Source organism: Burkholderia sp. Cy-637, from assembly GCF_011753175.1.
Lineage (GTDB): Bacteria > Pseudomonadota > Gammaproteobacteria > Burkholderiales > Burkholderiaceae > Burkholderia > Burkholderia gladioli.
Genome location: NZ_VWWC01000119.1, coordinates 1 through 23,297 on the forward strand (window position 1 = coordinate 1; position 23,297 = coordinate 23,297).

Annotated in this window: 14 protein-coding genes and 1 pseudogene; 4 read left to right on the forward strand and 11 right to left on the reverse strand. The window is 66.6% G+C overall.

Translation table 11 applies throughout. The features are described from left to right. Positions 1–7 precede the first annotated feature (7 nt). Positions 8–2,323, forward strand: a complete 2,316-nt coding sequence (gene pbpC / locus F3J10_RS25170; RefSeq protein WP_240155709.1) for a penicillin-binding protein 1C — start codon at positions 8–10, stop codon at positions 2,321–2,323. Positions 2,324–2,411: 88 nt separating this feature from the next. Here pbpC and F3J10_RS25175 read toward each other — a convergent pair whose 3' ends face one another. Both F3J10_RS25175 and F3J10_RS25180 read right to left on the reverse strand, forming a co-directional pair. After that, positions 2,412–2,585, reverse strand: a complete 174-nt coding sequence (locus F3J10_RS25175) for a hypothetical protein (protein WP_167243261.1) — start codon at positions 2,583–2,585, stop codon at positions 2,412–2,414. Positions 2,586–2,836: 251 nt separating this feature from the next. Then, positions 2,837–5,038, reverse strand: coding sequence for a hypothetical protein (locus F3J10_RS25180; RefSeq protein ID WP_167243262.1), 2,202 nt, complete (start codon positions 5,036–5,038; stop codon positions 2,837–2,839). Between the two features lie 501 nt (positions 5,039–5,539). On the opposite strand from F3J10_RS25180, the gene F3J10_RS25185 reads away from it, so the two are divergent. Continuing rightward, entirely contained in the window at positions 5,540–6,460 is a 921-nt protein-coding gene (locus F3J10_RS25185; RefSeq protein WP_167243263.1) for an AraC family transcriptional regulator, read from the forward strand. A 78-nt stretch (positions 6,461–6,538) separates the two neighbouring features. Here the strand turns inward: F3J10_RS25185 and F3J10_RS25190 are convergent, their stop codons facing one another. From F3J10_RS25190 to F3J10_RS25200, 3 genes are all read right to left on the reverse strand, one after another. Next, complete coding sequence (locus F3J10_RS25190) at positions 6,539–7,990, reverse strand: aldehyde dehydrogenase (RefSeq protein ID WP_167243264.1); 1,452 nt, start codon at positions 7,988–7,990, stop codon at positions 6,539–6,541. Positions 7,991–8,472: 482 nt separating this feature from the next. Continuing rightward, positions 8,473–8,763, reverse strand: coding sequence for an H-NS histone family protein (locus tag F3J10_RS25195; RefSeq protein ID WP_013690187.1), 291 nt, complete (start codon positions 8,761–8,763; stop codon positions 8,473–8,475). Positions 8,764–9,417: 654 nt separating this feature from the next. Further along, positions 9,418–11,217: a methyl-accepting chemotaxis protein gene (locus tag F3J10_RS25200; protein WP_025100391.1), complete on the reverse strand. Its 1,800-nt coding sequence runs from the start codon at positions 11,215–11,217 to the stop codon at positions 9,418–9,420. 347 nt (positions 11,218–11,564) lie between these two features. Here F3J10_RS25200 and F3J10_RS25205 point away from each other — a divergent pair, with 347 nt between their 5' ends. Then, entirely contained in the window at positions 11,565–12,368 is an 804-nt protein-coding gene (locus tag F3J10_RS25205) for a ProQ/FinO family protein (protein ID WP_025100390.1), read from the forward strand. Positions 12,369–12,507: 139 nt separating this feature from the next. Here the strand turns inward: F3J10_RS25205 and poxB are convergent, their stop codons facing one another. The 6 genes from poxB to F3J10_RS25235 form a co-directional block, all read right to left on the reverse strand. Then, positions 12,508–14,229: a ubiquinone-dependent pyruvate dehydrogenase gene (gene poxB / locus F3J10_RS25210; protein ID WP_167243265.1), complete on the reverse strand. Its 1,722-nt coding sequence runs from the start codon at positions 14,227–14,229 to the stop codon at positions 12,508–12,510. Positions 14,230–14,414: 185 nt separating this feature from the next. Next, positions 14,415–15,689 carry a T6SS immunity protein Tli4 family protein gene (locus F3J10_RS25215; RefSeq protein ID WP_167243266.1) on the reverse strand — a complete coding sequence of 425 codons (1,275 nt, stop codon included), beginning with the start codon at positions 15,687–15,689 and terminating at the stop codon, positions 14,415–14,417. A 1-nt stretch (position 15,690) separates the two neighbouring features. Then, the gene (locus tag F3J10_RS25220) at positions 15,691–17,466 is read right to left on the reverse strand and encodes a hypothetical protein (protein ID WP_167233754.1); all 1,776 of its coding nucleotides are present in this window, start codon (positions 17,464–17,466) and stop codon (positions 15,691–15,693) included. A 16-nt stretch (positions 17,467–17,482) separates the two neighbouring features. Then, positions 17,483–20,176, reverse strand: a complete 2,694-nt coding sequence (locus F3J10_RS25225; protein WP_167243267.1) for a type VI secretion system Vgr family protein — start codon at positions 20,174–20,176, stop codon at positions 17,483–17,485. 417 nt (positions 20,177–20,593) lie between these two features. Then, a complete protein-coding gene (locus F3J10_RS25230) occupies positions 20,594–21,616 on the reverse strand; it encodes a VTT domain-containing protein (protein WP_025102204.1) in 1,023 nt (340 codons plus the stop codon). Between the two features lie 384 nt (positions 21,617–22,000). Further along, positions 22,001–22,513 carry a universal stress protein gene (locus tag F3J10_RS25235; RefSeq protein ID WP_167243268.1) on the reverse strand — a complete coding sequence of 171 codons (513 nt, stop codon included), beginning with the start codon at positions 22,511–22,513 and terminating at the stop codon, positions 22,001–22,003. A gap of 247 nt (positions 22,514–22,760) precedes the next feature. Between F3J10_RS25235 and F3J10_RS25240 the strand changes: the two are divergent. Further along, positions 22,761–23,297: pseudogene (locus F3J10_RS25240) on the forward strand (histidine kinase); the annotation flags it as partial.

A 23,297-nucleotide genomic window follows, 5' to 3' on the forward strand; every position in this document is an offset into this window, starting at 1 on the left:
GGGCGCGCTGCGCCTGCTGCTGGCCGGCGCCCTGCTCGGCGCCGCCTGCACCGCGCAGGCGGTGCCGAGCTACGACAGCGTGCGGCGCGACTTCCGCAGCTCCGACTGGGTCCTGCTGGCGCGCGACGGCACGCCCTTGCAGCGCACCCGCGTCGACACCGGCGAGCGGCGCGGCGACTGGGTCGCGCTGGCCGACGTCTCGCCGGCGCTGCGCGAGGCGATCGTGGTGTCCGAGGACAAGCGCTTCTACGAGCACAGCGGCGTGGACTGGCGCGGCATCGCCGGCGCGGCCTGGGCCAACCTGTGGAACTCGCGCACGCGCGGCGCCTCGACCGTCACCATGCAGTTGGCCGGCCTGCTCGGCGACAGCTCGCGCCATTCGGGCCAGCGCTCGCTGCCGCAGAAGGCGGGCCAGGCGATCGACGCGCTGTGGCTCGAACGGACCTGGCGCAAGGACCGGATCCTCGAGGCCTATCTGAACCTGGTGCCGTTCCGCGGCGAGACGGTGGGCCTCTCGGCACTGTCCTGGTCGCTGTTCGGCAAGGCGCCCTCGGGGCTCGACGAGCGCGAATCGGCGGTGGCCGCCGCGCTGATCCGCGCGCCCAACGCCAGCTATCCGAAGGTGGCCGAGCGCGCCTGCCGGATCCTGCGCGACATGCAGCAGGGCAGCGCCGGCTGCAAGGGCCTGGACGGCTTCGTGCAACTGGCCTTCGCGCGGCCCGCGCCGCCCTCCTCGGCGTTCCAGGACGGCGAATCGCTGGCGCCGCACTTCGCGCGACGCGTGGCCGCCGAAACCCATCCCCAGCCCGGCGCGCGAATCCGCTCCACGCTCGACGCGGGACTGCAGCGCTATGCGCGCGACACGCTCACGCGCGCCCTGACCGAGCTGAACGCGCCGCCGCAGTCGCGCAACGTGCAGGACGGCGCGGCAGTGGTGATCGACAACGCCAGCGGCGAGATCCGCGCCTGGGTGGGTTCCTCGGGCGCCTTGTCGGCGGCGCGCGAGGTCGATTCGGTGCTGGCGCTGCGCCAGGCCGGCTCGACGCTCAAGCCCTTCCTCTATGCGCAGGCGATCGACGAGCGGCGCCTGACCGGCGCCACCCTGCTCGACGATTCGCCGGTCGACCTGGCCGCCGGCGGCGGCCTCTACGTGCCGCAGAACTACGATCACGACTTCAAGGGCTGGGTCAGCGTGCGCAGCGCGCTCGGCTCCTCGCTGAACGTGCCGGCGGTGCGCACCCTGGTGCTGGTCACCCCGCATCGCTTCTCACGCACCCTCACCTCGCTGGGCCTGCCGCTGACCGAGGAAGGCGACTACTACGGCTACAGCCTCGCGCTGGGCAGCGCCGACGTGTCGCTGCTGACGCTCGCGAATGCCTATCGCGCGCTGGCCGACGGCGGCCTCGCGCTGCCCACCTACGACCTGCCGCGCGACTCCGCGCAGGCGGCCTCCAAAGCGGCGCCGCAAGCGGCTTCACGAGCGGCCACGCAAGCGGGCGCGAGCCCGGCGGCCAGGCGCGTGTTCAGCCCCGAGGCCAGCTTCATCGTCACCGACATGCTGGCCGACAACAACGCGCGCACGCGCACCTTCGGCTTCGACAGCCCGCTCGCCACGCACGTGTTCTCGGCCGTCAAGACCGGCACCAGCAAGGACATGCGCGACAACTGGGCGGTCGGCTTCACCTCGCGCTACACGATCGGCGTCTGGGTCGGCAACGCCGACGGCTCGCCGATGCGCGAGGTATCGGGCGTGACGGGTGCCGCTCCCGTGTGGGCGGCGCTGGTCGCTCGCCTGCATCGCGACGGCGGCAGCGTCGCGCCGCGGCCGCCGGCCGGCGTGGTGCGCGAGCGCGTGGACTTCGAGCGCGCGATCGAGCCTTCGCGCGACGAGTGGTTCGTGCGCGGCACCGAAACCAGCCAGGTGCGGCTGGCGGCCGGCGCGGGCGGCTCGCCCGCCGCGGCCGCTCAGTCACGCGCGGGTACCGCGCGGATCCGCAACGTCTCGACCGGCGCCGGTTCGAACGCGCGTGCGCCGCTGGCGATTGCCGCGCCGACCGACGGCACCATCTTCGCGCTCGATCCCGACATCCCGCCGCACAACCAGCGCGTCTGGTTCGAGCGGGTAACGGGTAACGGGGGGCGCGGCAGCTGGCGGCTCGACGGCCGCGTGATCAGCCATGGCGAGCGCCTGGCCTGGCTGCCCTGGCCGGGGCGGCATCAACTGGAATTGCTCGACGCGGGCGGCAAGCCGGTCGACCAGGTGGCCTTCGAGGTACGTGGCGCGGTGGCCCGGCCCGGCGCGAACGCACGCGGCAGCCGTTGAACGAGGCAAGCCGGCGCGGCGAGGCTCGGCCGCGCCGCCCGGCATCGAGTGATGCGGCTCCACGCGAACCAGCCCTGACCAGCCGGAATCAGCGCCGGTTGCGAGCCGCGCGCGCCCGGATCAGCCGCCCAGCCATCACGCCGATCACCACGGTCGCGCCATAACCGGCCGCCAGCACCACGGACGTATCGAAATCGGGCCGCCGCGCGGCGACCAGCGCCGTGCCGAGCAGCACGATCAGCAGTCCTGTCAGCCATCTCATCCCGGCCCTCCCCCGTGCGAACGTCGATTCGCCCGTTATAGCGGCTCGACGCGACTTGCGCAGGACGGGAAAACACGGGATCGCGCCGATTCCGCGCGTCGCGGGCCGCGCGTCGGCGCGGCATGAAAGCTGCGTCGGCGCGAGCGTTCATGTCTGAGGAATCGATGTCGGCGATGGTTGCGCGCGCATCGAGCACGACGCGGTCGGCGCCGCGCCGTGTCGCCGTGTCGTTTTTTACCCGCCGCCGTGCCTCACGACCCGCCCATCGCCACCACGCCGCGGCTCCCCGCCCCCGCGACGCTCGGCATCGTCACCGCCTGCGGCCCCGACGAGGCCTGCCACCAGAACTTGCCGGCGCGCGTGCCGGGATCCTGGATCGCCAGGTAGGTGGTGCTCCAGAGCTGGGCGGCATTGGCCTCGGTCGCGTCGGCGCTGCGCGTGCCGAACGCGTCGGCCTGGTACTGGCCGTTGGCCCAGGACCAGGTCCACATCTCCGAGGTCCGCATCTCGCGCGCATTCGAGATCACCTGCCAGATCCGCTGGCGCGCCTGGCTCAGCAGCGTGCGCGTGGCGTCCGACAGATCCTGGCGCGCCAGTTGCCGGTCGAGCCCGGCCACCCACATCGCCTGCTGCCAGGACCAGATCACCGTGCCGTGATAGGCCGAGCTGGTGAACTTCGGCCAGAGCGCGGGATCGGCATAGGCCGGATTGGCGATCAGCATGCCGACGTCGGTGATCAGGCCGTTCGGGAACGGCTGGATCGCATCGGTGACGATGCGCTGCAGTTCGTCCTCGGGCGGCGTGCCGAGCAGCAGCGCGAAACCGCCGTCCGAGTTCATCACCGGGATCGGATTGCCCTGCGCGTCGAGCGACAGCGCATAGAAATCGAGCGGCGCGGCCGGCGCGGTGCCGGCCGGCACGCCCGCCGAGGCGGCATAGCTCGAGGCGTTGCTGGCGGCCTGGGCCACCGGCACGCCGACCCGGAACAGCGGCGGCGCCTGCTGCTCCCAGGCGCTCGCCTGGTTGGCGGCGTTCTGCAGGACCGCGCGCTGGTCGGCGCTCAGGTAGGGATCGAGCAGGCCACGCGCCAGGAAGTTGCTGGCGGCGCGCAACGCGGCCGGCACCAGCACCGCGTTGACGTCGAACGGCACCACGCCGCCGGCCAGGCCGTCGGTGCTGTCGCGCCAGTTGCCGACGATCTCGCCGCTCCTCAGGTGGATCAGGTTGGCGGCCGTGGGCTGCTGCACGAAGGGCTGGGCGGTGCCAGCCACATGCAGCAGGTTGCTCACGAACAGGCTGCCGTTGGTCGCGCCGGCGCCCGCCGACTGCGCCAGGAAGGCCGCCGCGCGCGCCTGTCCCCGCGTGTCGTCGAGCAGCCAGGCGGCCATCACCGGCGCGAGCAGGTAGTCGCCGTCGATCATCTTGTAGTCGTAGGTGGGCGTCGCATCGTTGGGCCGGCCGTTCTTCGCGTTGTCGATCAGCGCGAATTCGCCGATGCCCTCCTCGTGCGCCACCTTGCCGTCCGGCGAGAGCCGGTTCAGCACCGAACGCAGGCCGGCCTCGATGGCCGGCGCCTTGAGCACCGGCATCAGCATCTGCACCGAGATCAGCGTATCGCGGCCGAAGTAGGTGTCGTATTGCCAGGAGCCGGCCAGCAGCTTGTCGTTGAAGCTCAGGAACTCGACCACGTCCTGGCTGACCGGATCGGCGCCCACCGAGGCCTCGAACAGATCGTCGTGCCCGATCGCCGAGAGCGGCGTCTCGCCGGTCAGCGCCTCGACGTGCAGGCGCAGCCGCTGGCTGCCGGCCGGCGCCTGCAGCACCAGCTTGCCGTCGGCCGTCGTATTGATGCTGCCGCCGTCGCGCAGCGTGATCCGCAGCGACTGGCCGGGCGCGCCGTCCACGCGGTCGCGCTGCCATTGCGCCGTGCTGCCCTGCACGCCCGGCGCCACCACGATCTGCGCCGGCACCGTGGCGCCGCCGTTGTAGTCGCGCAGGAAACGCACGTTGCTGAGCAGGCCCTGGCGGATCGTCAGCGTGCCGGTGTCGACCGACACGTCGGACGCGATCCCGTACAAGGGCCGGCCGAGATGGTCCTGGTTCGAGATCGCCGAGGGCGCGGTGTCGAGGTTCCAGTTGACAGCCTGCGCCGTGTCGTCGAACCACAGCCCGGTGCCGCTGTTGCCGGCCGGGAACACCACCAGCAGGCGCGGCTTGGTCGACGAGCGCATCAGCAGGTGCGCGGCCACCTTGTCCTGGCGGAAGAATGCGTTGACCTGGCCGCCGGCATCCATCCGGAACGCCAGCGCGGCGGCGCCCGGCTGGCTGCCGACGCCCTCCGACTGCGTGCCGTCGTCGTTGCACGCGGCCAGCAGGCCCGCGCACAGACAGGATGCGATCAGCGATTTCACGAAACGACGTGCTGCTCGATGTGTTGCCCGATGTGTTGCCATGTCCCCCTCCAGTTCTGATGATGTTTTTTCAAGCGGACTGACGCGCGAAGGCGACGTGCGGATGCCGGCTGCCTCGGATTGCCGGCGCGTCGCCTCGCGGCGGATGCGGGAAGCCATGCGATGTGGCCCGGTTATTGATCGCGTGAGCGTAAAGCAAACGGAAGCGCGCTGTAATGCGTGAACTGACAGGGGGATGGCCGGGCGACGATGGCAGGGGCGCGACGGCGGACTTGGGGGTTCGGCGCGATTCGAGCGCGCGTGGCTTCGCGCAAGGCGCTCGCGCCGCCGATGGCGAAGCGCAAGGCGGCCGAGCGACCCGGCGGCGCGAGGTCAGCCGGAGCAAGCCATGTGCCGCGATCGCCGGCGCGCAATTACGTCGGGCCGGCCAGGACGCGGCGATGCGCAACCGCAGCAACCGGCGCGGTACACTGCGCGACGCCGGCCGCATTTCCCGCCGGCGGGCGGCGCCGCGACGCGCCGCCCGCATCCGACGCGCCACGCATGGACCACACCTCGCCCCCTGCCCCCCGATCCAGCAGCCAACTGCATGCGCACGCGGCCGCCCGCCAGCTCGACGCGGCGCTGCAATCGCGCCGTTACCCGCTCGCACAGGGCGAGACCGGCCTCGATCGCGCCGCGCTGCTGCTGCTCAGCGGCCGCGCCGAGATTGCCGCCGGCCGGCAGCTCCATCAATTGCAGGCACCCGCGCTGCTGTGGACACCCGCCACACCGGACGATCATCTGCGCCTGGCGCCCGGCTCGGCCGGCATCCTGCTGGCGGTATCGGGCGAACTCGCCCGCGAGGCGCTCGGCCAGAACGCCGAGGCCGTGCAACTGCGCTACCTGGCCGACCGGCCGACGGCGATCGAGACGATCGGCTCGGCCGAGGCGCTGGGCGACCTGCGCCACAGCTTCGACGCGTTGCTGCGCGAGATCCGCCGCGAGGAACGCGGCTCGTGGAACCTGCTGTCGGCGCATCTCGCGCTGATCCTGATCCAGTGCTGGCGCCTGACCGGCTGCGAGGACCTGAGCCAGCAGGGCCAGGGCGCGGGCGCCTCGCTGCTGCTGCGCTTCCGGCACCTGGTCGAGCTGCATTTCCGCGCGCACTGGACCGTCGAGCACTATGCGCGGCAGCTCGGCATCTCCGCCGACCGGCTGCACGATCTCTGCACGCGCAGCCTCGGCCGCACGCCGCTCGCCCTGCTGCACGAACGGGTGGTGCACGAATCGCGATTGCGGCTGGTGCGCTCGGGCCTGAGCATCGAGCAGGTGGCCGACCACCTCGGCTTCAAGTCGACCACGCACTTCAGCCGCTTCTTCCGCCGCAAGACCGGCCTCACGCCGGCCGGTTTTCGCCGCCAGGCGCAGGACGGGCCGGATGTCGCCCACGACGCGACGCGCAGCTACGCCGACTGGCCCTGACGCCGGCGGCCCGGGCTGCGTTGGCGACAGGCAAGGCGCGTCGCCTGCCGCCGCCGCATGCCGACCTCGACCTCGACCTCAGATCGGATACGCGAGCGGCCCCGACTGGACCGTGATCCAGCGCAGCTCGGTGAATTCGTCGATCGCCGCGGTGCCGCCGAAGCGGCCGTAACCGCTCGCCTTGACCCCGCCGAAGGGCATCTGCGCCTCGTCGTGGACGGTGGCGCCGTTGATATGGCAGATCCCGGCCTCGATGCGCCGGCCGACCGCCAGCGCGCGCTGCACGTCGCGCCCGAACACGGCCGAGGACAGGCCGTACTCCGAATCGTTGGCGATCGAGATCGCCTCCTCGATATCGCTGAAGCGCGTCACGGCCGCCACCGGGCCGAACGATTCCTCGCCGTAGAGCCGCATCGCCGGCGTCACGCGGTCGACCACCGCCGGCTGCATGACGCTGCCCTGCAACTGCCCGCCGGCGGCGAGCACGGCGCCCTTGCCCACCGCGTCGTCGATCAGCTGGCGCACGCGCGAGGCCGCCTCGGCGCCGATCATCGAGCCCAGCACCGCGCCCGGCTCGCCCGGCAACCCGGCCTTGAGCGCCGTCGCGCGCACGGCGAGCCGCTCGACGAAATCGTCGGCCAGCCTGGCATCGACGATCACGCGCTCGGTCGACATGCAGATCTGCCCCTGGTTGAAGAAAGCGCCGAAGGCGGCCGCCTTCACCGCCTCGTCGAGATCGGCGTCGTCGAGCACCACGAAGGGCGCCTTGCCGCCCAGCTCGAGCAGGCAGCGCTTGAGATGCCGCGCGGCGAGTTCGGCGATGCGGCGGCCGACCCGCGTCGAGCCGGTGAAGTTGATGCGCCGCACCGCCGGATGCGCGATCAGCGCTTCCACCACCGGCGCGGCATCCTCGGGCGCGTTGAACACCACGTTCAGCACGCCGGGCGGCAGGCCCGCGTCGCGCAGCGCCTCGCCGATCAGCCAGTGCGTCATCGGACACAGCTCGGAACCCTTGAGGACCACGGTATTGCCGCAGGCCAGCGCCATCGCCAGCGCGCGCACGCCGAGGATCACCGGCGCGTTCCAGGGGGCGATACCGAGCACCACGCCGGCCGGCTGCCGCAGCGCCATCGCCATCGTGTTCGGCAAGTTCGAGGGAATCACCTCGCCGACGATGCGGGTGGTGATCGCGCCGGCCTCGCGCAGCATGTCGGCCGCGATCCGGCAATTGAAATGCGCCCAACTCGCGGCCGCGCCGGTCTCGGCCGCCATCGCCTCGGCGAAACGCTCGCCGCGCGCGTCGATCAGATCGGCCGCGCGGAACAGGATCGCGCGCCGCTCGCCCGGCGTGGTGGCGGACCAGCCGGCGAACGCGGCCGCCGCGCTGTTGGCGGCGTCGAGCGCATCCTGCACGGTAGCCGCGGCGGCCTCGGTGCGCGCCTCGCCGGTAACGGGATTGGCGCGCGTGAAGCTCGCGCCGTTGGCGGCCTGGCGGTCCTGGTTGTCGATCAGTAGTGAAGCTCGCAGCATTGGGCTGTCTCCTTGGATTGGGCATGGCCTCGCGATTCGCGCCGGCGCCGGACGGCGCCGCGGATCGGACCGGGCAAGCCAGTCTAGAAGCATGGGCGCGCGGCCTCAATGCACGAAAACGGGAAAATCTGTCACGTTTCTGGTCGGGGCGCGTGCCTGGAAATGGCGGGGTGCGGGCGGGGGTGCTGGTGTCGCGCGGTATCGTGCTACCGCGTCGGCCGGGTGGGCGCCGGCTGCGCTTCGGTGCCGATGGTTTCGCTCCGGATCGGCACCGGGAACCTCAACTCGATCGATTCAGGCGAGGCGCAAACGTTTGACCTGTCATTCGAAAAAAATCCGGCGCGCGAATCGCACCGAAACCTCCCCTGCAGCGTCGATCACCTCTTGCCGGCCGTGGTTCGACTGACGGCCGCCGCGGCGGGACGGCGGAACGCTGCCGCCGCCTCATCCGCCACGGCAGCGGGCGCGCCCGCCGGCGCCGCTCAGGAAATCAGGAAGCGCTCGCGATCCTGCCCGGCGATCCAGCCCGGCACGCGGCCGCGGCCGGTCCAGGTGGCGCCCGTTTCCGGGTCGCGATAGCGCGGCTTCGGTTTCTGGTCTTCCTTGCGCGGCCGGCCCAGGCGCGGCGGGAACAGGTCTCGTTCGGTCAGCCCGTATTCGGCGATCGCACGACGGATATCGGCGATCACGATCTTGAGCTCGGCCTCGCGGGCCTCGCCGGCCTGGCGGGTCAGCTCGTTCAGCTGAGCGAGCAGCTCGTGGTAATTCGACATGACAGCTTCCTCGTAGAACACCGTCGTCCCCGCTCGCCCTGTATGGGTTGTGTCGAGTCGATGCGCGCGCGACGGTTGGTAATGCTCAAACAGGTCTCAACCCACTATTTTGAGATAGTGGCTCGCTTTTTTACATGCTCCTGTCCCCGCCCCCCTGTGATGCCGATGCGGGAATTGCCGGGTCGATCCGGCCACCTCGATGCCGCAACCGCGCACGCGATGCGACGCCACGTGAAGGCAGACGGTCGGCCCCGCCCGCGACGCGCCTGTCTGCGCGACGCGAGCCCGACCACGGCGGCCAGCGCGATTATCCGCCGGCGCCGTCCTCGCTGCCGCGAACTGGCGAAACCGTGTACGACCGACCCGAACTGTTCGCGAAAACGGAACGCGTGGCGCGCGGCGAATGCATCGATCGCCGAGCGTCACGCGTCGAACCACGGTATTGCCGCGGGCTCGGCCGCCCGTTTTCGCGCGGGCGACGGCCGTGGCACTCGGCATCGCCCGGCTCGCGCCGAACCCGTTGATCTCTTGTCCTGGCATCGCAAGCGCATCGCGATGCCTCATGTCTGCATCATGTCCGGCTCGTGATGCCCGCCCGGCCGCGCGGCGGCACCTCGCCACCTCGACACCTCGCGCCGGCACCGCCCGCCCGCTTCAGGCCACGCGGAATCGCGCCACCGTCGCCGCCAGCGCGCCGGCCTGGCTCTGCAAGGCGGCGGCCGCCGCCGTCGACTGCTCCACCAGGGCCGCGTTCTGCTGGACCATCTCGTCGAGCTGCGTGACGGCGTGATTGACCTCCTGGATCCCGCGCGTCTGCTCGTTGGCGGCGTGGCGGATCTCCGAGATGATGGTCGTCACGTTCGCCACGTTGCCGACGATCTCGTCCATCGTCGCGCCGGCCGAGCGCACCTGCGAGGCGCCGTCGCCGACCCGCTCCACGGTGGTCTCGACCAGCGCCTTGACCTCGCGCGCGGCCTGCGCGCTGCGCTGCGCGAGGCTGCGCACCTCCTGCGCGACCACCGCGAAACCACGCCCCTGCTCGCCCGCGCGCGCGGCCTCGACCGCCGCGTTCAGCGCCAGGATATTGGTCTGGAACGCGATCCCGTCGATCACCCCGATGATGTCGCCGATCCGGCTCGAGGCCTGTTCGATCTTCTCCATCGTCGCCACCACGCGCGACACCGCCTCGCCGCCGTGGGTGGCGATCCGCGAAGCCTCGCCGGCCCGTTCGTCGGCCTGCGTGGCGGCGCTCGCCGACTGGCCCACGGTGGCCGTGATCTGCTCCATCGAGGCCGCCGTCTGCTGCAGGCTGGCCGCCGCCGATTCGGTGCGCGACGACAGGTCGGCATTGCCGGCCGCGATCTCGTCGGCCGCCGCGCGCACCGATTCGCTGGCATCGCGCACCTCGCGCATCACGTCGTGCAGCTTGCCGACGAAGGCGTTGAACGAACGCGCGATGTCGGCTACCTCGTCGCGGCCCTCGGCCGGCAGGCGCTGCGTCAGGTCGCCCGAGCCCGAGCCGATCGCGGCCATCGCCTCGCGCACCTGCGAGAGCCGGCGGAACGCCGTGCCCGTCAGGGCCACCACCACCGCCGAGGCCAGCAGCACGATCGCGACGAACACGATCGCGAAGGTCACCAGCAGCGAGCGGATCCCCGCCATCGCCTCGGCCTCGTCGATCGCCACCACCAGCCGCCAGTCGGTGCCCGCGATCGGTTGCGCGCGCAACAACTTGTTGGCGCCGCCGATGCGTGCCACGAACGGCTTGTCGGTCGCGTCGAGCGCGGCCAGCGGCAGGTTCGCGAGATCCGGCGACAGCGTCGACAAGGCCTTGCCGGTCAGCGCCGCATCGGGATGCGCGACGATCTGGCCGCTGCCGTCGACCAGCATCGCGAAGCTGCCCGGCGTCGGCCGGATCGACTTCACGTTCGCGATCACGTTGTCCATCGTCACGTCGCCGCTGACCACCGCCTTCAACTGGCCATCGCGCATCACCGGCACGGCGAAGGTCACCACCACCTTGCCGGTGCGCGCATCGGCATAGGGCGTGGTCACCACCGAGCGGCCGGCCTCGGCCGCCTGCCGGTACCAGGGGCGCGCGGTCGGGTCGTAGCCGTCCGGGATGCCGGTCGGGTCCGAGAACTTCGAGGTCTTGTCGGGGTAGCCGGCATAGACGTTCAGGAAGCTGCCGGCCGCCGCCATCTGCAGGAAGCCCGGCACCGGATCGGCCGACAGCGCGGTGTCGCCAAGCGACTCGACCATCTGGCGCTTGGACGCGACCCAGTCGCGTATGCCATTGCCATTGCCGATCGCCGTGGCGCTCAGGTTGCGGTTCAGGTCCTCGAGGTTCGCGGCACGGGTGACGACATAACCGATCACGGTGCTCGCGCAAAGCGCGAACACCACGATGGCGACACAGGCGGCGACGATACGGGCGCGTAGGGACGAAAGCATGGTGAAAGCTCTGTCTGACAGTGACGGGCTTGTGGCCCGATTGATCGATGGACCGGTAAACGGATGGGGTGGATAAAACTTGAGGGTTGCTGCCAAAAATTGAGAGTTGGCTCTGGAAAGTGATGAGCGGATCTCGGCTATCGCGCCTCGTGCACCGGGTTGGCGCGATGGGCCCGGTTTGATCCAACGATTGCGCGCCGCGGGTCGACACTTTTGCCCTTGTCGCGCGACGAAACGTCGAGCCCCTGTCGCGCCGACGCCCGCCCGGCAAAGAACTTTCAGTCGATCGGGACGAAACCGGGCGCCGGGCTGCTACAATCGCCGTCCAACCTGAATGATCGTGCGAAATGGGTTTCGAACAACTCGCAGAATTGAAGAAGCAGCTCGCCAAACAGCGAGCCGACGCCAAGCCGCAAGGCAAGTCCTCCACCCAAGCTCCCGCCAAGTCGTCCGGCAAGCCGGCGCACAAGCCGGGCGGCCGGCCTGCCGCTGCCGGCGGCAAGCCGTCGTCGGGCAAGCCCGCGCACGCGCAGGCGCGCCGGCCGGCACCCGCCGCCGACGCGAAGCCAGTCAACCCGACCGTGCTGGCCATCGGCAAGCTGCAGCGCCGCTTTCCCGCCGCGTTTCCCAAGAGTCCCGCGCCGAAGTTGCCGCTCAAGATCGGCATCTTCAAGGACCTGGTCGCGCATACCGCCGAGCTCGGCCTGGACGAAGCGCAACTGCGCGACGCCATCAAGGAATGGTGCCGCGGCAGCCGCTACTGGGCCTGCCTGGTCGACGGCGCGAAGCGGGTCGACCTGAACGGTGCCGAAGCCGGTGACGTGACGGCCCAGCAGGCCGCCGGCGCCGTGCGCCTGGACCAGGCACGACGCTCGCGCGCGGCCGCGAAGGCCAAGGCCGGCGACGCCGCCAAGCGCGGCGAAGCGGGCAAGGACGGCGACGCCGCCAAGGACGCAGCGGCCGGCGACGAAGCCGGCGCGGCTCAAGCCGTGACGGCGCAGGATCAGGCCGGCACGCCGGCCTTGGTCGAGACGTCGACGGCAGCGGATGAGGCCGAGACGGCAGCGCCGGCTGCCACCCCCGAGGCGGCGCCGGCAGCCGATGCCGGCGAGCCGTCGCCCGCCGCACCGGAAGCAACCGAACCGAAGTAAGGACGCTCACCCTGCTGGTCTCTTCCGAGGCCAGCAGGAACGACAAGGCCCCGGCGCCGTTTCCGGCCGACCGGGGCCCTGCCCGAACGTCCCACGACGCGCCCACGGCGAAAGCCGTCGGCGCGTCGTCGTTTTCGCGTCAGCGGAACATGGTCGTCGCCAGCTCCACCACCTCGTTGCCCTTCGCGTTCAGCACGGCCTTCAGCATGTAGAGGCTGAAGCCCTTCGCCTGCGCCCATTCGATCTTTGGCGGCAGCGCGATCTCCTGGCGCGCGATGCGCACGTCCACCAGCACCGGATGCGGGCGCGAGAACGCATCCTTCAGCGCCGCCTCCAGTTCGTCCGAGCGCTCGACGCGAATCCCGTCGATGCCGGCGCCACGCGCGATCGCCGCGTAGTCGGTATCGGCCAGGCGCGTATCGTCGTCGAGGTAACCGCCGGCCTTCATCTCCATCGACACGAAACCCAGCGAGCTGTTGTTGAACACCACCAGCGTGAGCGGCAGCTTCAACTGGCGCGCCGTCAGCAGCTCGCCCATCAGCATCGACAGGCCGCCGTCGCCGCACAGCGCGACCACCTGGAGCCCCGGCAGCGCCGCCTGCGCGCCGAGCGCCTGCGGCAGCGCATTGGCCATCGAGCCGTGGTTGAAGGAGCCGAGCAGCCGGCGCTTGCCGTTCATCTTCAGGTAGCGCGCGGCCCATAACGTCGGCGTCCCGACGTCGACGCTGAACACCGCGTCGTCGGCCGCCAGCTCGCTGACCAGCCGCGTCAGGTATTGCGGATGGATCGGCGCGTCGCCCGGCGAGGGCCGCGCGAGGCTGTCGAGCCCCTCGCGCGCGTCGGCGTAGTGCTTGCGCGCGGCTTCCAGGAAGTGGCGGTCGGTCTTGCGCGCGAGGCGCCCCTGCAAGGCGGCGAGCGTCGCCTTGACGTCGCCGACCAGGCCCAGGTCGACCGATACGCGCTTGCCGATCGCCGCGCCGTGATGGTCGATCTGCACCACCTTGGCGTCGGCCGGGTAGAAATTGCGATACGGGAAATCGGTGCCGAGCATCACCAGCGTGTCGCAGGACTTCAGCGCGTGGTAACCCGAGCTGAAGCCGATCAGGCCCGTCATGCCGACATCGAACGGGTTGTCCCATTCGACGTGCTCCTTGCCGCGCAGCGCGTGGACGATCGGCGCGCCGAGCGTGTCGGCCAGCGCCACCACCTCGTCGTGCGCGCCGGCGCAGCCGCTGCCGCACAACAGCGCGACGCGCTTCGAGCCGTCGAGCAGCGCCGCCAGCGCGTCGAGCTGGGCCGCCGGCGGCACGCTCGCCGTGACCTCGTAGCTGACCTGGCCCGGCGTCGCTTCGGGTACCGCCTCCAGCGCGATGTCGCCGGGCAGCACGATCACGGCCACGCCGCGCTCCTCGATCGCGGTGCGGATCGCCCGATCGAGCACGCGCGGGAACTGCTTCGGGTTGCTGACCAGCTCGACGAAGTGACTGCACTCGCGGAACAACTCCTGCGGATGCGTTTCCTGGAAGTAGCCGAGCCCGATCTCCGAGGACGGGATGTGCGCCGCGATCGCGAGCACCGGCACATGGTTGCGCTGGCAGTCGAACAGGCCGTTGATCAGGTGCAGGTTGCCGGGCCCGCAGCTGCCCGCGCAGACCGCGAGCTTGCCCGTCACCGCGGCTTCGGCGCCGGCCGCGAAGGCGGCGGTTTCCTCGTGGCGCGTATGCGACCAGCTGATCTTGCCGAGCCGGCGCAGGCTGTCCGACAGCCCGTTCAGGCTGTCGCCCGTGACGCCCCAGATCCGCTCGACGCCGGCCTGAGCCAGGGTGCTAGCGAGATAGTCCGCAATGGTCTTGCTTGCCATGAGTCCTCCACTACTTGGGTGAGATCGATGGCGCGCCGCCACGGGCCAGCGGCGCGCGCGAGGAGGATGCAGGGGGTTGTGCCCCGCGCATCCGGGTCGGAATCTGCGGGTGATTGTGCACGGTTGCGGGGAAATGCGCAGTGAGGGGGGGAATGACGATGTCTGTCGCTACAGGATACTGGCAATCAGGTTGGATCGATGTCCAGCCCCACCAGTTGCCAGGTGGTGCTGACATCATATTTGGGCTGCTTCCCGAGCAGTCGATCGGTAAAATTCCGGTTGCCCAACACGATCGCAACCGGCATCACCATCCCTGCCGTGAAATGTTGCCGTGCACCTCCGGATATTTCCTGGCCATTGGCTTCCGGGCAGGTCCACCAGCCAGTCTGAGGACAGACGGAGCCAGTTTGCGCAAGCGTACCTAATGGCAGCGTTGATGCCGGTTCAGTGCTCGACACCTTGCTGCCGTTCGTCTGACGTAGCCGAATCGAGTTGATAACCGCATCAAAAATCTCAATGGCTTGATCATCCGAGATATTGGGACGCAGCGGATTCCCACGGTCGTCCTTGAACATTCCGCTCTGGAACTCGACAATCACGGTCGGCTTCAGCGGCTCGCCTATTTGCGTCCCTTGCGCTTCCCAACGGAATTGATGCGTACGGAACCCCAAATCGGTTGGATATGTTTCCAGAATTTCCTCGCCGTCACGACCGTTGACTGACCGCTGCCCTTTGCGCAAGGTCTTGATCAGACCGACTGCACCTTTCAAGGCGTCAGGCACAGGCGTGCCCGCGATCCGTTCAAGCAACTTCGGCTCACCGAGCTTTGTCACTGTCATTGTGCGAACCGACACGAGCACTCCAGGCCAACGATCGAATTTAAAGCTGATCCCGGCATCCTCGGACTGAGCGTTCGCCCCGTTATTTTCGATAAACCCATTCTTCAAACAGAATCCAGGTTCGCCTGAAATATTATCTGAAGTTCGAGCGTGAAGATTGGGAAGAATATCATCCTTAAATCTTGATATGACGCCACCTACTTTGGCAGGGCTATAGCCAGTACCCTGCATGGAAAACGAATAACCCTGATCCCAGCGATATGCCTCCACTCCTGCCGCAGGACCTGTCAAAAGCTTCTTGGATAGTTCGAAAATTCTAATATTCCTGGACGGGCTGACCACCGAAACCAGCTTATATTCGTTCTTCTGCTTACCGGCTTTCAAGTCACCTTCACGGGAAGTCATTCTCCTATCGAAATCAGCCTGACTCTCCGATGCCGAATCAATCCGTTCAAACACATACTCGTATGCCTGGCCATTTATTTTTGCATCCGACGGCACATCGACAAGATAGCGACCCAAACAATAGCTTTTGACATCACTCATCTCCGCCCCTTTCGCGTAGCAGATGGTAGTGAGAAACACGGCGCAAAGCGCCGCCATGAATTTTCGGCTAACCATGTCACTCCTTGGTAGATGGCAGCTCACTGACAGGCGGGGCGAGTTGCACAATTTTTCCAACACAATAGAGCACATTGTACTGGACGTTCAAATTGGCATAGCTCATTTGATGATCGAATCCCGTCATCTTGAAAACCTTCGGCAATGGACTTCCTTGCGCAAGAAGAGCCCCCGAAGGCATCGGGACAGTGCCGTCACCAGAATTATCCTTGTCGCTTTCGGTAGGCGCCTTTTTATTTTCCAATTTGAATTTTACTTTCCGCTCCCCCGCACCAAGCGTCGCCGCACCGAGATATGTATAGGACAAAGCTTGAGTCGTTGATATTGTCGACCCCAAGTCTCCGCTCATCTCATCTGACGTTATCCATTTTATTCCCCCAAATGAGATCTGTTCGCTATCGCTGCCGTAGTGAGCATAGGTGACGGGATGAAAGTCCAGTTTCAATTTTTCATGAAAACCTTGTGCCGTTGTAATGGCATCTCCGTATCGGGTCATCGCAGGCTTTTCCTCTGTCGCCAGCTTCGCAGGATCAATCAGGGTCTCGTCTACCATACCCCACCAGACATCTTGCACACGCTTACTATAGATTTCCGAATACGGATCAGAGATCGGCAGTGGCGGCATGACCTCCTGCATCTTGCCGTTGCGATGCTGCTCGAACTTCAGCCAGCCTGGCGGATAGTAAGTCGTAGGCAAAAGCTCCAGCGGCCCCGGCGATTGGGCGGCCACACAGGTGAAATCGGACGAATCCCAACCGAGAATCGTCGATAACACCATGCCTTGTATGTCGAAGAATCCTCCGGTCTCAACCCCAGAGCGAAATCGACGGTAGACCACGGGCGCCCCACCGACTGGCAGCACACTATGCACCACGCCCAGCATGGATGACTCTGCCTTTTGTGCTGCCCGGCGTGTAACGAGACCACCCATCGAATGGGTCAGAACGATGACCTTGTCGGTGGGAATCCAGTATTTGCCTTTCTTGTACCAATCCTGTATTTCCTGAATTCGCTGAACCAGCAGGTCGGATGCAACCTCGTTACTGTCCAGCCAGTTGTACCCACATGCCCAGACTGGATAGTAATAATCATCAAGGCGCGAAAATTCACTTTCGGTAAGTGGAGGCACCTCGGCATTCACTGGATGCCAGTCGTGCTGGACTACGTCGACGGTCTCGCTGTGCGTCGACAAGAAACCGCTCTTGTCGATCCGCTTGAGTGTCTGCGCCGTTTTCCATACCGGCATTTCCTCCATTTTTCCCAGAGGTGTTTCCAAATACTGATCATTCAATGCCGCTTCCAACTCCGCCAGAATTCCGCCATAGCTGTCAAAATGCAACTGCCCCCACCCTCTACGTTTCGCCTCCTCGTTGGTCAACGTATATAGATGTTTAGGGATATCGACCTTACCAGCGTCGTTCACCTTGACCATGGCGGGATTCATCTGCTTTTGGCGCTCGGCGGGCGTCTGCCCCCTGCGCCTACCGAATTCCCCCAGCCCCGCCAGGATGCCATTGGGGGGTGTCCATACATCAGCACCCTCTTTCGGCGCAGCACTATTCGCGCAAAGATTGGTCCCCATGATGCCCGGCACGAAGATGATCGGAATCACGTGACGCGGCGGCATCACGCATAATGCACGCATCTTGAAGCTTTCCGGGCTCGTCACGCTTCTGAATATCGGATCGCCATTCTCGTCAAACTCCAAGGGAACGCGGCGGCGCGCCTGTGCGTGAACCGGTGAAGTGAGGCTGCGTTCGTCGGTGGGTGTCGCCATGTCGAAATCCGATAATTTAGAGTTTTGGAATCAGCGTGATCGGCCGGATTTGCGTGTCCTGCACGATGTTTTGATTCGCCCCGTCCGCGGCCACCTTGCCCATGTCGCGCACGGCGCTGGTTTCATCGGTCACATGATGCTGAAGCTGCTGATACGCGCTCCCGTTGCGCGACGCAACAGCAAACTGCTCATTGGTCTTCATCGAGGAATCCGGCATATGCGGTAGCTCAGGATTACCTCCTCCGCCGCTCGTATGGCTGAATCCCGACGACTGAACCGTGTGCGGCCCACTAGATGAAGTCAACACCTTGCCCTCAGCGAACGACTGCGTGACGCCATTCGACTTGAACATGATGCTCGGCGCTTCGATCACCAGCTCTTTCAAGGAATAGATATGTACGCGCTCGGACGCACCAATTTCCGCTTTGCCTTGGTGCGCTTGCACGACAATATCGCCCGTGCCTGCGATGAGCTTCATACCGGCCTTCGCAAACGCCGACAGTCCTTGAGCCGCTCGCAGGAGGATCTTGCGACCAGTACTAATGTTGGCGTCCTGAACCGCTACCACATCGAAATGCGTTCCCGCCGATGCCACCACATTATGTGGACTCGACAACGCAATTCCATCAGGTGCCGACAGTGCTATGGCAGCGCCTCCCTGTGCCTCACCATCCCATTGTTTGATTTGATCGACAAGCCTTTCCTGCGCCGCAGTATCAGTGCTGTCTGCTTCGTGCGTGGAGGACAGATCAGCAAGCTGTTTCGCAATCGCCAGTGCTGCCTCCAACTGCCCAATCAGTTCCTGCCGATCCAGCACCGCACCTTTCGCATTCGGCTGTACATCAGCTGAAATGAGTAATTGCGAGGCCCGGATGGCCCCCGATAGATCGGAGCGCAACTCGAAGCCTTCGCCGCGCCGCTCTGATGTCCCGTTGTCTCGAGGATGGCCGATCCAACCTTGGTTCAACTGCGTCTTGCCATGCTCGGACGAAAGCTTTGTCTTGATTTCGCTCTGCGTATCATCAAAAAGCAGTTCTCCGTAACCTACGCCCCCGACTTCCTTCGACCGGATACCGTAGAGCGCGGCATTGGCAGGAAGGCTACCCGCACTGGAAAACTGTGTCGGCGCGTAGTTCGCGCCGTGCATCGTCGCGATCGCAATCGGCTTGTCGGGGTCATTCTGCTGAAATACGATAAGAACCTCACTCCCGACGCGCGGCCACAGTGCCGTGCCAGCCTGATTGTCCGCCCACGGCAGCGCGTAGCGAATACGCGCGGAGTCGCGCGGCGTACCGCTTGCCCCCGCACGCGGATGCTCCTCGTTCCTGGCGAACGGGAACCGGACAGCAATGCAACCATCCTTATCCACGTCGATCTCCATGCCCTGCCCGCCGACGACGCGAGCGCTCATTGGCCCGACCGACGGCACGTCTGACGGATCGAAATCCGGGACGATCGGAATATCAGCTCTGACACACTCGAAACGATTGAGATAATCAGGACCGTCATCAAGCGCCAAGGGCCCGTGCTCCGGCGAAACCGTCAACAAATGATTGCGCACTCGTGTTTCAACTCGAGTCAGAACCAGGCGTCGTTGTTCGGCGGGATGCTGATCCAACTCTGCGTGCCCGGACAAGGAAAAAACCGTCCCCGCGCCACCACTGAATGCCCGTACAACGGCTTCACCCGAGAAATTCTTGGTGCGCTGTTCGTGTGCCTGCTGGCGCCGACGGTTGATTTGCTCGTAATGCTGAGAATCGTTCGCAATGTGCGGCGAATGATATTGATAGTCTGTCAGCGTGGACGCCAGCGCCTTGCCATGTTTGCCCTGGTCCCGCACGTTCGTTTCGCCGACTTCCTGAACACGCCCCGTCCGATAATCGGAGGACGCGCCGAGCACGGCATCCGGCATCAAGTAGCGATGCGCCTGAAATAGCGTCACCGCATCACCTGCCTCGGTCGCATTGGCGTGATGAAACGGAACCGTTCCAGCAGGATTGTCCGTCCACGCCTGCACGTTGTCGACCAGATGCAGCGTATGTACTGGCCACCCGTCCTTGACGTCGTGCGTGAAATACCAAGAAATGCCCTCGAGCCGCCAATGACGCATCAAAAATGCGGTATCGCTTTCACCCGCTTGCATCGTAAATGCTCGAGCCGGATATGTCGCCGCCAACCCTTTCAGCTCGAAGGAGAATGCGGCACCCAACACACGGTTTTCGTGGATATGCCCGGACAGGATTTCGGATGTGATATCGACAATCGACATGTCGCGATAAACCCGCCACGTCGTGCGATGCTTGAGAATGGACAGGGCATCTTCACAGACGAACTCGTTCAGCACGAAACCACCGTCCGACGCGAGCTGATGCGCGCTCGTGACAATCGCGCTGATGGTTCTGCGACTACCGGCAGCATCGCCGATCTGGAATGCAATGGGTACGCCGTTCAGCGCCTTGAGTGGTAGACGAATATCGGTGGACAACCAGCGCAACCTGTAATGCAACGACTCGCAAATCCCCTCGCTGCCGCTTAGCTCGTGCGGAAGAAGTGCGTTACCGGACAAACCTGCGTCCGGCGCGAGTTGTACTTGCAGTTGACGTTGAGATTGACTGAATATTGACCACAATTGGTCAAAATTCTTGAATGCTGAGGATAAGCCACCCAACGGATTCGAGGACGGCACAGACGCAAACGACGATATCGGCATGGTCTCTTTGGCAACGGACCATACGTAAAATCGTATGACCCGTGCTCACCCCGGAATTATAAATATCGAAACTGGTTGCATTCGGCAACCATCGCTTGTTGTCGTTACAGTAGCTCGTCCCCGGAAGCTCTCAATCCGGGAAAAGCCATGACTATGATTCATTGAATTTGCGGCCCGATTCACTGAGCAGTCACACGACGACTGCGCGCATGATTTTAGCTTACAAACTCTGAACTGCGCACCCGGATCGCCTACATTTCTGACAATTATCTGTAACTCGAAGCCATCCCTGGCACCGATTCATTCGTCAACTAAAATGAAAGCGCGATCGGCGCCGAGCACCGGCTACCCATTGATTCAGTCAGTGTCACTGACTACCGGCGACGCCTCGCTTATTCAGGAAGGGACACAACTCACTCACGTATCCGACAACCGCGCCCGAACCGTATATTCCCCATCCATCTCCAGCTCCGGCTTCACCGTATACCTCGACGCATCAAAATCCACCGGCAGCGCCTCGACCGGATAACCGTGCTTCTCCCAGGCATCCAGCCCGCCCTTCAGCGCCCGCACATGATGAATATTCTTGCGCTGCAACTGCTGGATGATCTTCTTGGCCGTCGCCTCGTTCGGGCACACGCAATACACCACCAGCGGGCGCGTCATCAGCGCCGGATCGATTTGATCGGAGGAATCGAGATCGAGCGGATATGCGCCGGCGATCCGATACGCGTCCTTCTGGCGGATCGCGCGCGGCCGCGCGTCGAAGATCAGCGGCGGATCGGAGGACTTCATCATCGCGTCGAGCTGGGCCGGCTCGATGCGCACCTTCGCCAGCCAGCGGCGGAACTGCAGGCGCCGCACCCAGCGGTACAGCAGGAAGGTGACGAAGATCGCCGCGAAGGCGTCGAAGATGGTGCCGCCGCTGCTGCGTACCCACAGCACGATGCGCACGATCTCATGGTCGAGCGCGGCGCCGCCGAGCAGCCAGACGGTGGCCCACAGCGTGGCGCCGGTCAGGTCCCAGAACAGGAAGACCGGCACCGCGATCGCCGTGGTGCCGAGCAGCGGTGCCGACATCAGGCCGAGCCCCGGCAGGAACTTGGCGATCACCAGGATCGGCGCGCCGTAGCGCTCGAACACCTTGCGCGCGATCCGCAGCGTGGTGTCGAGCGACAGCGAATAACGCACCAGCCCATTCAGGAAACGCCGGCCGCGCAGGCGCCCCGCGCTGAACCACAGCGAATCGGCCAGCAAGGTGGCGCCGATCGCCGCCGCGAACATGCTCGCGTAGGAAGCCTGCCCCATTGCCGCCATCGTGCCGCCCAGGATCAGCATCGGCGCGGCCGGCACCGGCAGCCCGAGCTGCGTGACGAGCACGCTCAGGAACACGGCCCAGGGGCCGAGCGACGAGGGGATTGCTACGGGAAAGTGCCACACGGCGCCGCTCCTGATTCTTCAGATCGAGCCGGGCTGCGCGGCCTGGAACCGACCGGCGTCGAGCGCGCCGGTTGCGGCATCCGGCCGCATGACCGGGATGGCCGCATTTTAGACGGTTTCGGTTACAGCACGCAGGCAACGCATCATTGCGCAAAGCGATCCAAGCGGCGCGAGCCACGCCGGAAGCGGCTCGCGGCCGGGCGCAAGCCCCTCGGCGCGAACCGATGCGGTGCACTAAATGCACGGACGTGCCCCAAACGACCCCATCGGCATTGGGGCCAAGCGGCACACCGCATCGCGTGCCTGCCGCCCGGATTGCCAGGATCGCCGCCTGCCGCATGAATCGGCTGGATGGCTCCGCGGCTCGGCGACTTGGCCCGCGCGTCAAACCCGCCGCTCGGGCTGCCGGCCGGCCCGCGCCGCCACGGCGTCGGCGGCCAAGGCCGCGCGCTCGTCGGCGTGCAGCATCAGCACCGGCCGATCCGCGCCGCGCAGCAGCGACTCCGCCACGCTGCCGACCAGCAGCCGTCGCCAGCCGTGCAGCCCGTGCGTGCCCATCACGATCAGGTCCGCCTCGGATTCGGCGGCCGTGCGCAGCAGCACGGCCGCCACCTCCTCGCCATAGGCGTCCACGGCCCGCACCTCGCCCGCCACGCCGGCCGCCGCGAAGCGCGCCCGCGCCTCGGCCAGCACGGCGGTGGCGAGCTCGACGCCGGGCGGCAAGTCGGGCTCGGCGTCGGGAAAACCGGCATCGACATCCACCAGCCTGGCGGCATGCACCACCACGCAGACGGCCGTCACGACCGCCTGCATCGATACGGCCAGGCGCAGCGCCTCCTTGAGCGCACGGTGCGCGCCGGCACTGTCGTCGAGAGCAAGAAAGATGTGCTTGAACATGAATGGCCCTCCTGGTTGCGTCGTCTCTCGGGCGGCAAGGGCATCCAGCGCGATACGACGGCGAGCATCGTTGCGATTTAACAAACTGTGCTCGATTGCCTCTTGCCATTAGCCAAAAATAGGTAAACCGATCACAATTTCACATTGAAAAGAACGAACGCTCGTCACCGCGGCGAGCCGGCCGATGGACGCGCGCCGCAGTGGGCGCGCGGATACGGCTCGCGGCGCGGCTCACACCTATAACGTCATGACCGATAGCGGCTCTTCCCGCCCTTCTTCCGGCCCGGCCGGCGCCCGCCCGCGCTCGCGCCTGGCCGTCGAGCTGTCCCGCCCGGCCAGCGTGGGCTTTGGCGCCTTCGTGGTGGGCGCGGCGCTGGCCGCCGGGCTGGCCTGGTTCGTCGGCCAGTCCTGGCAGGACGCCGTCGGCGCGCGCTTCGCGCGGCGCGCCGGCAATGTCACCGCCAACCTGCATCGCGAGCTGCTGGCCAGCGGCGCGATGCTGAACGGCGCACGCGGCCTGCTGCAGCTCACGCCCGGCATCGCGCCGGACGCCTGGCGCGCCTACGTCGCCAGCCTCGATCTCGCCAACGCCCGCGCGCCGCTGCGCGGGCTCGGCTATGCGCGGCTCGATGCGTCCCCGGCCCGGCAGGGGCCGGCTTCCGCGATCGTGGCGACCCCGGCCCAGGGCCCGGCAGCCATCCTTCCCGGCTCGGCCGCCGATACGGCACGGGCGCCGTCGATGTTCGGCGCGCCGGCATCCTCGGCCGCTGCCGTCAAGCCGCCG

Coding starts and splice junctions, on each gene's coding strand:
- F3J10_RS25175 (WP_167243261.1), bottom strand. CDS start 2,585: ATGAGATGGCTGACAGGACTGCTGATCGTGCTGCTCGGCACGGCGCTG.
- F3J10_RS25180 (WP_167243262.1), bottom strand. CDS start 5,038: ATGGCAACACATCGGGCAACACATCGAGCAGCACGTCGTTTCGTGAAA.
- F3J10_RS25185 (WP_167243263.1), top strand. CDS start 5,540: ATGGACCACACCTCGCCCCCTGCCCCCCGATCCAGCAGCCAACTGCAT.
- F3J10_RS25190 (WP_167243264.1), bottom strand. CDS start 7,990: ATGCTGCGAGCTTCACTACTGATCGACAACCAGGACCGCCAGGCCGCC.
- F3J10_RS25195 (WP_013690187.1), bottom strand. CDS start 8,763: ATGTCGAATTACCACGAGCTGCTCGCTCAGCTGAACGAGCTGACCCGC.
- F3J10_RS25200 (WP_025100391.1), bottom strand. CDS start 11,217: ATGCTTTCGTCCCTACGCGCCCGTATCGTCGCCGCCTGTGTCGCCATC.
- F3J10_RS25205 (WP_025100390.1), top strand. CDS start 11,565: ATGGGTTTCGAACAACTCGCAGAATTGAAGAAGCAGCTCGCCAAACAG.
- poxB (WP_167243265.1), bottom strand. CDS start 14,229: ATGGCAAGCAAGACCATTGCGGACTATCTCGCTAGCACCCTGGCTCAG.
- F3J10_RS25215 (WP_167243266.1), bottom strand. CDS start 15,689: ATGGTTAGCCGAAAATTCATGGCGGCGCTTTGCGCCGTGTTTCTCACT.
- F3J10_RS25220 (WP_167233754.1), bottom strand. CDS start 17,466: ATGGCGACACCCACCGACGAACGCAGCCTCACTTCACCGGTTCACGCA.
- F3J10_RS25225 (WP_167243267.1), bottom strand. CDS start 20,176: ATGCCGATATCGTCGTTTGCGTCTGTGCCGTCCTCGAATCCGTTGGGT.
- F3J10_RS25235 (WP_167243268.1), bottom strand. CDS start 22,513: ATGTTCAAGCACATCTTTCTTGCTCTCGACGACAGTGCCGGCGCGCAC.